Below are 12,742 nucleotides of genomic sequence, written 5' to 3'. Positions count from 1 at the left end.
CTAATCAATTGCGCCGGTTTTGCCTTGGCTTATTACGCTTGGGAACGCGTGCGTTCAGCAGCCGCTGAAGTCGGGGCGGCGTTTCTGCATAAACGCCGAGAACGCTTCTTTGGCCGCTGGGCCGCGCAGCAGTTGGCCAAAGGTGTGGCCCTCTTGCTCGATGCGCTGCAGCGTGGCCGCTTGCTGGCCTTGCTTCATCAGGCGTTTGGTGGCCACCAGCGATGCCAAGGGTTTGGCGGCCAGTTTTTTGGCCTGGGCCTGGGCGTAGGCGTTGCATTCGGTGGGCGGCAGCACGCGATTGACCAAGCCCACCTCGAGTGCGGCCTCGGCCATGAAGGGCTCGCCCAGCAAGAGGGCCTCGGCCGCGCGGTGGTAGCCCAGCATTTGCGGCAGCAGCAGGCTGGAGGCGGCCTCGGGGCACAGGCCCAGGTTCACAAAGGGCAAAGAGAACGCCGCGTTGTCGCCCGCATAGACCAAATCGCAGTGCAGCAGCAGCGTGGTGCCAATGCCCACGGCCGGGCCGCAAACGGCGGCCAGCATGGGCTTGCTAAAGCCCACCAAGGCCCGCAGGAACTGGAAGACCGCTGCCTCTTCGTTCGCCGGTGGGTTGTTTAAAAAATCACCAATATCGTTGCCCGCGCTAAAGACGGTGACATCGCCCTGAAACACCAGCACGCGCGTGGCCGCGTCGGCATCGGCGGCGCTCAGCGCCTGGGTCAGCTGGGCGTACATGGCTTCGGTGAAAGAGTTTTTCTTCTCCACGCGGTTGAAGGTGATGGTGGTGACACCGGCTTCGGTGTGGATGAGCAGGTCTTGGTGCATGGCGCTTTATTCCTTGTAGTAAACGATTTGGTGGCTGGTGGCCAGCAGCTGGCCTTGGGTGTCCCAGAGTTGGGCCGTTTGGTCGAAAAATCCGTTGCGCAGCGCCTGCGCGTCGGCCTGGCCCAGCACGTGGGCACTGCCCTGGGCGGCCAGCTGGGCGCTGTCGGCATGAAAGTACACCGTGAACGACACCGTGCCTACGGGCACGATGCGGGCGCGGCGCAGCCAAACGCGCGGAAAGAAGACATCGCACAGCGCCGCCAGGCTGGCAAAGTCCAGCGGCCGGGGCGGTTCGTCGCGCACCCACAGCTGGCTTTGCGTGGGGTGCAGGCTGTCGTCCCACACGCTGGGCAGGTTGCCGCTGATGGCCCGCCAGTCGTAGCGCTGCAGCCAGGTCATGGCGCGGCGCACGTCCACGCTGGGGCAATCGGCAGCCGCCGGTACGGTGGGGGCCGCCACGGCATCGGCGCTGAAGGTGGCCCGGCGCACGGCGGTGACCACGGTGGCGGTGGTGGTGATTTCCTCTTGCCCGGTGGTGGTATTGGTTTGGCGCAGCTCTACCACCCAATGCTGGGTGGAACGGTTGGTGCGCACGGCGCGGGGCACCAGGTGCATGGCACCGTCTTGCACCGGGCCGGCAAAGTTCACGGTCAGCGACAGCGGCTGGCCCAGGCAATCGGGGTGTTGCAGCACGCTGTGCAGCAGCAAGGCGGCTGTGGCACCGCCGTAAGGGCCCACCATGTTGGCGTAGCCCCCATGGGTGTGGGCGATAAAGCTGCCGTCCGGCTGGGGCTGAAGCTGCAGCATGGCATCCAGGGGATGTGGCTGGGGCATGGCAATTCCTAGGGGTAAAAAACTTTAAACATAGCTGCTACCACTTAAATTTAAAGGGTTTCAGATACAAAAGTATCTTAAATCCAATGGATTCAAGCGGTACAAGCTCTGGTTAAAGCATTGCATCGTCTGTGTAAAAAAACCCGCCCGGGCAAGCCACAGGCGGGTAAAACGCAATGATCATTCAAAAAATACGCCAGATTTTTGGGGTTTACAGCGCTTCAAAAATCCCGGCAGCGCCTTGGCCAGTGCCGATGCACATGGTCACCATGCCGTACTTGCGCTTGTGGCGGCGCAGGGCGTGGATGGTGGTGGCTGCGCGGATGGCCCCGGTCGCGCCCAGCGGGTGGCCCAGAGCGATGGCACCGCCCATGGGGTTTACGTGGGCCGGGTTCAGGCCCAGGGTGTTCACCACCGCCAGCGACTGGGCGGCAAAGGCTTCGTTCAGTTCGTACCAGCCGATGTCGTCCGATTGCAGTCCGGCGTAGCGCAGCGCGGCAGGGATGGCCTCGATGGGGCCAATGCCCATGATCTCGGGCGGCACACCCCGCGCGGCGTAGCTGACAAAACGCGCCAGGGGCGTGAGGCCAAACTGCTTCACCGCCTTTTCGCTGGCCAAAATCAACGCGCCTGCGCCGTCGCTGGTTTGCGAGCTGTTGCCCGCCGTGACGCTGCCGCGTGCGGCAAACACCGGGCGCAGCTTGGCCAGGCCTTCGAGCGAGGTATCCGGGCGCGGGCCTTCGTCCAGGCTGACGGTGCGGCGCTTTTCGATCACTTCGCCGGTGGCCAGATTCGGGCTGCGGTCGATGACTTCAAACGGGGTGATCTCGTCGGCAAACTCACCGGCCTGCTGGGCTTTGATGGCCCGCAGGTGCGATTCCAGCGCGAAGGCATCTTGCGCCTCGCGGCTGACTTTCCATTGCTGGGCGACTTTTTCTGCCGTCAGGCCCATGCCGTAGGCAATGCCCACGTCTTCATCGCGGGCGAAGACGGAGGGGTTGAACGAGGGCTTGTTGCCGCCCATGGGCACCATGCTCATGGATTCGGCCCCCCCGGCGATCAGCACGTCGGCCTCGCCCACGCGGATGCGGTCGGCGGCCATCTGGATGGCGGTGATGCCCGAGGCGCAAAAGCGGTTTACCGTTACGCCGCCCACCGGGTGGGGAAAGGCCAGGCCCATGACGATGCGCGCCATGTTCATGCCCTGTTCGCCCTCGGGGAAGGAGCAGCCGATGATGCTGTCCTCAATCGCCCGGGGATCCAGCGTGGGCACCTGGGCCATGGCCCCGCGCACGGCGGCCAGCAGCAGATCGTCCGGACGGGTGTTTTTGAAATAACCGCGTCCCGAGCGCCCGATGGGGGTGCGCGTGGCGGCAACGATGTAGGCTTCTTGAACTTGTTTCATAGTGATTTCTCTCTTTGCCGCATTAGTTGCGCACCGGCTTGCCGGTGTTGAGCATGCCCAAAATGCGCTCGTGCGTTTTGGGTTGGCCGATCAGGTGGCAGAAGGCTTTGCGCTCCAGCGCCAGCAGGTACTCCTCGGTCACCAGGGTGCCGCCATCCACTTCGCCGCCGCAGACCACTTCGGCAATCATGCGGGCGATCTTGAAGTCGTAAGCGCTGATAAAGCCGCCGTCGCGCATGTTCACCAGCTGCGCCTGGATGGTGGCAATGCCGCTGCGCCCGGCCACGGGGAACAGGCGCTTGACCGGGGCCCGCCAGCCGCTGGCGGCCAGGGCCTTGGCCTCGTTGATGGCGGTAAACAGCACCTCGTCCTTGTGCGGCACGATGATGTCGCTATCGAGCAAATAGCCCAGCTTGCGCGATTCAATGGCGCTGGTGCCCACCTTGGCCATGGCGGCGGCGGTGAAGCCTTCGGTCAGGAAGGGCAGCAGGTCTTTGCTGGTGCTTTGCTGCATTTTTTCGGCGGCGCGGCGGGCGATGTAGGTGAGACCTCCCGCACCGGGGATCAGGCCCACGCCCACTTCCACCAGGCCGATGTAGCTTTCCATGTGCGCCACGCGGCGGGCGCTGTACACCGCCAGCTCGCAGCCACCGCCCAGGGCCATGCCGTGGATGGCGCTGACCACCGGCACCTGGGCGTAGCGCAGGCGCATCATCAGGTTTTGCAGCTCGCCCTCGATGCTGTCGATGGCATCCGCCCCGCCGACGACAAAGGCGGGCATGGTCGCTTCCAGATCAGCGCCAACCGAGAACGGCGCATCGCCCGACCAGATGACCATGCCTTGGTAGTCGTTTTCAGCCAGCTCGACGGCTTCCATCAGGCTTTCCATCACGGCGGGGCTGATGGCGTGCATTTTGTTTTTGATGCTGGCGATCACCACTTGATCGTCCAGCGTCCAGGCACGCAGGGCTTTGTTTTCAAACAGCGTGGTACCGGCGGTTTTCCAGTCGGGCAGGCTGTCTTCGCCCAGCAGTTTTTCAGGGAAAAGCTGCTTTTCATAGACGGGCAGTACGCGGCGTGCTACAAATTTTTTCTCGGCCGCGTTCCACGAACCTTGGGCTGTGTGCACGCCACCGGCCTCGGCCACCGGGCCTTCAAACACCCAGGCGGGCAGGGGCGCGTTGCACAGGGCTTTGCCTGCGTCGATGTCTTCTTGCACCATCTTGGCCACTTGCAGCCAGCCGGCTTCTTGCCACAGCTCAAACGGGCCTTGCTTCATGCCAAAGCCCCAGCGCATGGCCTGGTCCACATCGCGGGCGGATTCGGCAATGTGCTCCAGGTGCAGCGCGGCGTAGTGAAAGCTGTTGCGCAAAATGGCCCACAGGAACTGGCCGGGGGCCCCCTCGGCATTGCGCAGCAGTTGCAGGCGCTCGGCGGCGGGCTTTTTCAGCATGCGGGCGTACACGTCGTCGGCCTTTTGGCCAGCGGGCACGTAGTCTTCGCTCTCCAGCTCAAAGCGCAGGATGTCGCGGCCCACTTTTTTGAAGAAGCCTTTTTTGGTCTTCTGGCCCAGGTGGCCCAGCTCGATCAGCTTGGCCAGCACGGCGGGCGTTTCAAAGCTGCCGTAGAAGGGGTCGGTTTCAAGACTCAGGTTGTCTTGCAGCGTTTTGATGACGTGGGCCATGGTGTCCAGGCCCACCACGTCGGCGGTGCGGAAGGTGCCGCTGCTGGCGCGGCCCAGCTTTTTGCCGGTGAGGTCATCGACCACGTCGTAGGTCAGGCCAAAGTTTTCCACCTCTTTCATGGTGGAGAGCATCCCGGCAATGCCGATGCGGTTGGCGATGAAGTTGGGCGTGTCTTTGGCCCGCACCACGCCTTTGCCCAGGCCGCTGGTGACAAAGGCTTCGAGCTGGTCGAGCACCACGGGCTCTGTGGTGGGCGTGGCAATCAGTTCCACCAGCGGCATGTAGCGCGGCGGGTTGAAGAAGTGGATGCCGCAGAAACGGGGCTTGATCGCCTCGGGCAGCACTTCACTCAGCTTGGTGATCGACAGGCCCGAGGTGTTGCTGGCCACGATGGCGTGCTTGGCGACAAACGGGGCGATCTTGGTGTAGAGGTCCAGCTTCCAGTCCATGCGCTCGGCAATGGCCTCGATCACCAGGTCGCACTCTTTGAGCAGTTTCAGGTGTTCTTCGTAGTTGGCCGCTTGAATCAAATCGGCATCTTCGGCCACGCCAATGGGCGAGGGCTTGAGCTTTTTCAGGTTGGCAATGGCTTTGGTGACGATGCCGTTTTTGTCGCCTTCTTTGGCGGGCAGGTCAAACAGGATGACGGGCACTTTCACGTTCACCAGATGGGCGGCGATCTGCGCCCCCATCACGCCCGCGCCGAGGACGGCGACTTTTTTCACGTTGAATCGGGACATAAAACTTCTTTGCTAAAAATTACTGCACACGCACCCAGGTCTGGGTGCGGCCAAAGGGGCCAATCGAGCCGCGCACTTCCAGCTTCTGGCCGCCGTCGATGGGGGTTAGGCGCAGGGTGTAGAACTTGCCGTTTTCGGGGTCGAGAATCTTGCCGCCCTCCCACACGTCTTTGTCAGCCGCTTTCTTTGCGCCCTGGATGATGGGCAGGCCCACCATGGGCTGGTCTTTGAGCGCATCTTTGCACTCCACGCACAGGGCTTTGGGGTCGGCACCGGGGCGCAGCAATTGCTGCACGCGCCCTTGCAGCACGCCGCCCTGGTCTTCGATGACGATTTCTGACTTGGGCTGGCCGGTTTTCTCGTCCACGCTTTTCCAGGTGCCCACGGGGGTCAGCTGGGCCAGAGCGGGCAGGGCCAGGGCAGATAAAGCAATAGCTGTTAGCGCTTGGTATGTCTTCATTTCAAATAACTTTCTATTTAAAAATAAGGCGTAGCAAGCGCTACGCGCTATTTGTTATGGATTAGGCCAGGGCCGCATCCGTATCCATCAGCACCTTGCTGCCAGCGCGGGCGGTGCGCATCAAGAGCACGGTCTCGGGGAACAGCTTGGCAAAGTAGAAGCGCGCGGTTTGCAGCTTGGCGGTGTAGAACGGGTCGGTGCTGCCGTTGGCAATGGCACGCAGCGACACCTGCGCCATGCGGGCGAACAGGTAGCCAAACACCAGGTGGCCAGCCACGCGCAGGTAATCGACGGCGGCCGCGCCCACTTCGTCGGGGTTTTGCATGCCTTTGAAGCCGATTTCGGTGGTGAATTTGGTCATTTGCTCGCCCAGGATGGCGATGGGGTTGATGAACTCGGCCATCTTCTCGTTCACGCCTTCTTCCTGCACCAGGGCACCGATCAGCTTGCCCAGCTTTTTCAGCGTGGCACCCTGGTTGCCCAGCACCTTGCGGCCCAGCAAATCCAGCGATTGGATGGTGTTGGTGCCTTCGTAGATCATGTTGATGCGGTTGTCGCGCACAAACTGCTCCATGCCCCACTCTTTGATGAAGCCGTGGCCGCCAAACACTTGCATGCAGGCATTGGTGGCGATGTGGCCGTTGTCGGTGACAAAGGCTTTGACGATGGGGGTCAGCAGGGCGACCAGCTCATCGCTGTCGGCACGCACTTTTTCATCGGGGTGGCTGTGCGCCTTGTCCAGCAGCAAGGTGCAAAACACTTGCAGGGCGCGCGCGCCTTCGGCGTAGGCCTTGGCGGTGAGCAGCATCTTGCGCACGTCGGGGTGGACGATGATGGGATCGGCATCCTTGTCCTTGGCCTTGGTGCCGCTCAAGGAGCGCATTTGGATGCGGTCTTTGGCGTAGGCCAGGGCGTTTTGGAAAGCCACTTCGGTCAGGCCCAGCGATTGGTTGCCCACGCCCAGGCGGGCGGCGTTCATCATCACGAACATGGCGGCCAGGCCCTTGTGCGGCTGGCCCACCAGGGTGCCAATCGCGCCGTCGATGCTGATTTGCGCGGTGGAGTTGCCGTGGATGCCCATTTTGTGCTCCAGGCCGGTGCAGAAAATGGGGTTGCGGCTGCCCAGCGAGCCATCGGCATTCACATTGAATTTGGGCACCACAAACAGGCTGATGCCTTTGCTGCCCTTGGGCGCATCGGGCAGGCGGGCCAGCACCAGGTGGACGATGTTTTCCGCCACGTCGTGCTCACCGGCGCTGATGAAGATTTTGTTGCCGGTGATTTTGTAGCTGCCGTCGCCCAGGGGCTCGGCCTTGGTGCGCAGCAGCCCTAAGTCGGTGCCGCAGTGCGGTTCGGTCAGGCACATGGTGCCCGTCCACTGGCCGCTGACCAATTTGGGCAGGTAGGTTTTCTTTTGCTCGTCGGTGCCGTGGGCCAGCAAGGCTTCATAGGCACCGTGCGACAGGCCGGGGTACATCGTCCAGGCCTGGTTGGCGCTGTTGAGCATTTCGTACAGGCACTGGTTGACGGTGTGCGGCAGGCCCTGGCCACCAAACTCTGGCGCGCACGACAGGGCGGGCCAGCCGCCTTCCACGTAGGTGGCGTAGGCTTCTTTGAAGCCCTTGGGCGTGGTCACGCTGTAGTCTTGCTTGTTGTGCGTGCAGCCCTCGGCATCGCCGCTGATGTTCAGCGGAAAAGCCACTTCGGCGGCGAACTTACCGGCTTCTTCCAGCACGGCGTTGATAGTGTCGGCATCGGTATCGGCGTGCGCGGGCATGGCCTTGAATTCGGCTTCGACGTTGAACACTTCATGCAGCACAAATTGCATGTCGCGCAGGGGCGGGTTGTAAGTAGGCATAGGAACTCCTTGGCGAAAAAGGATGAGAGATGAGGGGGAGGGAAGGGAACCGAAAACAGAAGCCAGCAGACGGCGGCGATGGGGTCAGTCCACCTTGGCACCGTTGCGGCGCAAGATGTTTTCAAACCCGGCCAGGGCGCGCGGCACAGAATCCTTGCGCACTAAAAAGCGCACGTCGTAGTGCAGCACCAAAATCAAACCGTGAATTTCAAACAGCAGCTGGTAAGGGTCGGCATCGGCGTGCAAATGGCCGGCGGTCTGTGCTTGCTCAATCGCCCGGCGCAGGGCGGCGTGCCAGGTGTTGAACGAGGCCACCAGGGCATCGCGCACCGCGCCTTCGCGCTCGCTAAATTCGACAGCGCCGCTGATGTAGATGCAGCCCGAGTCCAATTCGATGGTGGTGCGCTGCATCCAGTTGCCGAACATGGCGCGCAGGCGCGGCAGGCCTTTTTCGGCCTGCAAAGCGGGGTAGAACACCTCTTGCTCAAAGCGGTGGTGGTACTCGCGCACCACGGAGATTTGCAGCTCTTCGCGCGAGCCGAAGTGGGCAAACACGCCCGACTTGCTCATGCTGGTGGCTTCGGCCAGGCCGCCGATCGACAGGCTCTCCAGCCCATGGTGGGTGGCAATGTGCAGCGCCGTGTCGATGATGTTGGTTTTTGTCTGCTGCCCCTTGGCCATGGGGCGGGAGCGGCTTGCGCTGGAGGCGCGGGCTAAAGACGGGAGGGTAGGTGTACGTGACATAAGCGATAAACAAAAACGAACGTTCGTTCTATTTATCTTAAGTCACTCCCGCCATTGAAAAGCTAGGGAAAACCCGAAATTGCTTTGTTTTTCTGCGCGCTAAACCAAGATGGCCACGCAGGCATCCCAATGCTCGGTGGGCAAACGCTTAAACCCGGTGCGCACAAAGCGCAGCCAGCGCCCCTGCACAAAGCTCATCAATAAATTGGCCGCCACCTGGGCATCGTGCATGCGGGCCGCTGCATCGGCGGCATCGGCCGCCCCAGCTGCTGGGCGCAGGCATTGGCGCAGGGTGGATTCGACCTTGTCGAGCAACTGGTTCATGCGCGCTTGCAGGCGTTCGTTTTCGCCTTGCAGGGCATCGCCCACCATCATGCGCACCATGCCGGGGTTTTTTTCGGCAAACTGCAACAAAACAGAAGCTATACGCGCAGCACGGGCGCGGCCTTCTTCGAGGGTTAATGTGCCTAATACAGCCTCTTCGCCCGCAATCTGCTGCACTAAACTGAGCACGGTTTGCTCGATAAAGTCCAGCAGCCCCTCAAACATCTGCGCCTTGCTGGCAAAGTGGCGGTACAGCGCGGCCTCGCTGACCTGCAGCCGTTTGGCCAGGGCGGCCGTGGTGATGCGCTCGTTGCCCGGCTCTTGCAGCATGGCGGCCAGGGTTTGCAGAATTTGCGCTCTGCGCTCACCGGGTTTGAGGCGTTTGCGGGTGGGGGTATCTGAAGAGGGCGCGGTCGTCATAAGAGGCGGGTTGTGTTATTGATTGCAGATCATCGTGCCATAGGCTTGATCGGTCAAAATTTCCAACAGCATGGCGTGCGGCACCCGGCCATCGACGATGTGTACCGCGTGCACGCCGGCCTTGGCCGCGTCAATCGCCCCGGCAATTTTGGGCAGCATGCCGCCGGAGATCGTGCCATCGGCCACCAGCTCGTCAATTTGCCGGGCGGTCAAGGTGGGCAGCAACTGCCCGGCCTTGTTTAAAACGCCCGGAATATTGGTCAGCAGCAGCAGTTTTTCGGCGTGCAAGGTGGTGGCCAAACGGCTGGCCACCACGTCGGCATTGATGTTGTAGCTCTCGTTTTCTTCGCCAAAGCCAATGGGGCTGACCACCGGGATGAAGGCATCGTCCTGCAGCGCTTTGACCACGCTGGGGTCAATGGCCACGATGTCGCCCACCTGCCCGACATCGTGCTCCAGGCTGGGGTTTTGCTGGTCCAGCATCTTCAGCTTTTTGGCGCGGATCATGGCGCCATCGCGCCCGGTCAGGCCCACAGCCTTGCCGCCCGCTTGGTTGATCAGGCCGACAATGTCTTGCTGCACTTCACCGGCCAGCACCCATTCGACCACTTCCATGGTCTCGGCATCGGTCACGCGCATGCCTTGGATGAAGTGGCCTTCCTTGCCCAGGCGCTTGAGCGCGGTTTCAATCTGCGGCCCGCCACCGTGTACGACCACGGGGTTGATGCCCACCAGTTTCAGCAGCACCACATCCTCGGCAAACGCGCGTTGCAGCGCCGGATCGGTCATGGCGTTGCCGCCGTATTTGATGACCATGGTTTTGCCATGGAATTTGCGGATGTAGGGCAGGGCCTGGGCCAGGATGTCGGCCTTGGCATGGGGGGGGATGGCAGGGAGCGTCATGGTGGAAAACAACAAGGTTGGCTGAAAACAAACAGATGCGATTGTGGCTCAGGATGCGCCCACAAAAAATGCCGGCGCTGGCCGCCGCGGGCGCAGTTTTTGGGCCATGGGCCACGCCCAATGGGCTGCGTTAAGCGTGCGGGGTCTCCAGGCCCAGCCGCTCGCGCCGGTAGCTGCCATCTTGCACCTGGCGGCACCAGTCCAGGTTGTCCAGGTACCACGCCACGGTTTTGCGCAGGCCGGTATCAAAAGTCTCTTGCGGTACCCAGCCCAATTCGTGCTGGATTTTTTGGGCATCAATCGCATAGCGCAGGTCGTGGCCGGGGCGGTCGGTGACGAAGGTGATTTGGCTGGCGTAGCTTTGGCCGTCGGCGCGCGGCTGCAGCTCGTCGAGCAGGGCGCACAGGCTGCGCACCACGTCGATGTTGCGCTTTTCGTTGTGGCCGCCGATGTTGTAGGTGGCACCGATGTGGCCCTGGGTAATGACGGTGTAGAGCGCCCGGGCGTGGTCTTCGACGTAGAGCCAATCGCGGATTTGCTCGCCTTGGCCGTACACCGGCAGGGGCTTGCCCTCCAGCGCATTGAGGATGACCAGGGGGATGAGTTTTTCTGGAAAGTGGTAGGGCCCGTAGTTGTTCGAGCAGTTGGTCACCAGCGTGGGCAGGCCATAGGTGCGCTGCCAGGCGCGCACCAGGTGGTCGGAGCTGGCTTTGCTGGCGCTGTACGGGCTGCTGGGCGCGTAGGGGGTGGTTTCGGTGAACAGGTCATCGGTGCCATGCAGGTCGCCATACACCTCGTCGGTGCTGATGTGGTGAAAGCGAAAGGCCGATTTTTTGGCGCTGTCCAAGCCCCCCCAGTAGCTGCGGGCCGCTTCCAGCAGGGTGTAGGTGCCGACGATGTTGGTTTCGATGAAGGCCGCTGGCCCGTCGATGGAGCGATCGACGTGGCTTTCGGCGGCCAGGTGCATGACGGCATCGGGCTGGTGCTGGGCAAAGACACGGTCCAGTTCGGCGCGGTGGCAAATATCGACCTGCTCAAATGCGTAGCGCGGGCTGGCGCTGCACTCGGCCAGCGAGGCCAGGTTGCCCGCGTAAGTCAGCTTATCGACATTGACGACGCTGTCGGTCGTGCTGCGAATGATGTGGCGCACCAGGGCGGAGCCAATAAAGCCGGCACCGCCGGTAACGAGAAGTTTCATTGTTTTAATCAAATTAATAGCTGCTAACTTTCTGGGTCAGCGTTAGCAGCCTTTTTTTCTATCAATTTATCAGTGAAGTGTGTAGGGATTGTAAATGCACGGCTGGCCTCAATAGGGCGGTGGATAAAAGCATGTTCGTGCCAATAGTGCGCCTGCCCTTGGCTACACTTGCATGTCGCCCCGCAGGGGCCTTCTTGTTTTAAATCTTCATGTCTATGCACTCTGCTGTTCTCACTGGCACCGGGCTGTACCAGCCGCCGTTCACGATCACCAATGCCGAGTTGGTCCAAGCTTTTAACCGCTATGTGGATTTGCACAATGCCCGCCATGCCGATGCCATTGCGCGGGGCGAGCAGCAGGCCTTGCAGCATTCGAGCGTGGAGTTCATTGAAAAAGCCTCGGGCATTCAGCAGCGCTTTGTGCTGGAGAAAAGCGGCATTCTCGACCCCGAGCGCATGTACCCCCATTACCCGCAGCGTGGCGATGATGAACTGTCGCTGATGGCCGAAATCGCCGTGGCCGCCGCCCAGCAGGCGCTGGCGCAGGCCGGGCGCACCGGGGCCGATGTGGACATGGTGCTGTGCGCCGCCTCGAACATGCAGCGGGCCTACCCGGCGATGGCGGTGGAAATCCAGCAGGCGCTGGGGGCCGGGGGCTATGGTTTTGACATGAACGTGGCGTGTTCCTCGGCCACGTTTGCGCTGGAGCAGGCGGTGAACGCCGTGCGCTCAGGCAGCAGCCGCTGTGTGCTGGTGGTGAACCCGGAGATCACCTCGGCCCACCAGGAATGGCGCGACCGCGACTGCCACTTTATCTTTGGCGATGTGTGTACCGCCATCCTGATCGAACGGGCCGATACGGCGGTGGCTGCCGAGCGCTGGGAGGTGCTGGGCACCCGGCTGGCCACGCAGTTTTCCAACAACATCCGCAACAACTTCGGTTTTATGAACCGCTGCGAGGATGCCGACCCGCAGGCCCGCGATAAAACCTTCCGCCAAGAAGGGCGCAAGGTATTCAAAGAAGTGGTGCCGATTGCCGCCGCCCACATTGAGGGCCACCTGGCCCAGCTGGCCTTGCAGCCCGACCAGGTGCGCCGGTTTTGGCTGCACCAGGCCAACGAGGGCATGAACCAGCTGGTCATCAAAAAGCTGGTCGGCACGGCCACGGCCGACCGCGCCCCGCTGATTTTGGACACCTTTGCCAACACCGCATCGGCCGGCTCCATCATCGCCTTTCACCAGCACCGCAGCGATTTGCAAGCGGGCGATGTGGGGGTGATTTGCTCGTTTGGCGCGGGTTATTCGGTGGGCAGCGTGGCGGTGCGCAAGCTTTAGAACGTGTTCATGATC

The 12,742-nt window shown here is 61.9% G+C and carries 11 protein-coding genes; 1 reads left to right on the top strand and 10 read right to left on the bottom strand.

The annotated features are described in order from the left end of the window. Positions 1-54: 54 nt before the first annotated feature. From ACFO24_RS10300 to rfbB, 10 genes are all read right to left on the bottom strand, one after another. The gene (locus tag ACFO24_RS10300) at positions 55-822 is read right to left on the bottom strand and encodes an enoyl-CoA hydratase (protein WP_377738267.1); all 768 of its coding nucleotides are present in this window, start codon (positions 820-822) and stop codon (positions 55-57) included. A gap of 6 nt (positions 823-828) precedes the next feature. After that, positions 829-1,656, bottom strand: coding sequence for a thioesterase family protein (locus ACFO24_RS10295; protein ID WP_377738266.1), 828 nt, complete (start codon positions 1,654-1,656; stop codon positions 829-831). 211 nt (positions 1,657-1,867) lie between these two features. After that, entirely contained in the window at positions 1,868-3,061 is a 1,194-nt protein-coding gene (locus ACFO24_RS10290) for an acetyl-CoA C-acyltransferase (protein ID WP_377738265.1), read from the bottom strand. A 22-nt stretch (positions 3,062-3,083) separates the two neighbouring features. Further along, the gene (locus tag ACFO24_RS10285; protein ID WP_377738264.1) at positions 3,084-5,486 is read right to left on the bottom strand and encodes a 3-hydroxyacyl-CoA dehydrogenase/enoyl-CoA hydratase family protein; all 2,403 of its coding nucleotides are present in this window, start codon (positions 5,484-5,486) and stop codon (positions 3,084-3,086) included. Positions 5,487-5,505: 19 nt separating this feature from the next. Further along, a complete protein-coding gene (locus ACFO24_RS10280) occupies positions 5,506-5,946 on the bottom strand; it encodes a DUF2147 domain-containing protein (RefSeq protein ID WP_377738263.1) in 441 nt (146 codons plus the stop codon). A gap of 61 nt (positions 5,947-6,007) precedes the next feature. Further along, positions 6,008-7,804, bottom strand: a complete 1,797-nt coding sequence (locus tag ACFO24_RS10275; RefSeq protein ID WP_377738261.1) for an acyl-CoA dehydrogenase C-terminal domain-containing protein — start codon at positions 7,802-7,804, stop codon at positions 6,008-6,010. Between the two features lie 84 nt (positions 7,805-7,888). Further along, a complete protein-coding gene (locus ACFO24_RS10270) occupies positions 7,889-8,548 on the bottom strand; it encodes a TetR/AcrR family transcriptional regulator (protein WP_377738260.1) in 660 nt (219 codons plus the stop codon). Positions 8,549-8,647: 99 nt separating this feature from the next. After that, positions 8,648-9,292, bottom strand: coding sequence for a nucleoid occlusion factor SlmA (gene slmA, locus ACFO24_RS10265; protein WP_377738258.1), 645 nt, complete (start codon positions 9,290-9,292; stop codon positions 8,648-8,650). 15 nt (positions 9,293-9,307) lie between these two features. After that, the gene (argB, locus tag ACFO24_RS10260) at positions 9,308-10,195 is read right to left on the bottom strand and encodes an acetylglutamate kinase (RefSeq protein ID WP_377738257.1); all 888 of its coding nucleotides are present in this window, start codon (positions 10,193-10,195) and stop codon (positions 9,308-9,310) included. A 130-nt stretch (positions 10,196-10,325) separates the two neighbouring features. Beyond that, positions 10,326-11,393, bottom strand: coding sequence for a dTDP-glucose 4,6-dehydratase (gene rfbB / locus ACFO24_RS10255; RefSeq protein WP_377738256.1), 1,068 nt, complete (start codon positions 11,391-11,393; stop codon positions 10,326-10,328). A gap of 215 nt (positions 11,394-11,608) precedes the next feature. Here rfbB and ACFO24_RS10250 point away from each other — a divergent pair, with 215 nt between their 5' ends. Then, complete coding sequence (locus ACFO24_RS10250; protein WP_377738255.1) at positions 11,609-12,727, top strand: beta-ketoacyl-ACP synthase III; 1,119 nt, start codon at positions 11,609-11,611, stop codon at positions 12,725-12,727. Positions 12,728-12,742: the final 15 nt, after the last annotated feature.

The organism is Comamonas denitrificans, assembly GCF_042654745.1.
Taxonomy (GTDB): domain Bacteria; phylum Pseudomonadota; class Gammaproteobacteria; order Burkholderiales; family Burkholderiaceae_C; genus Comamonas; species Comamonas denitrificans.
Note: the sequence above shows the minus strand (reverse complement) of the source record. Positions and strands in the feature narration are given on the sequence as shown.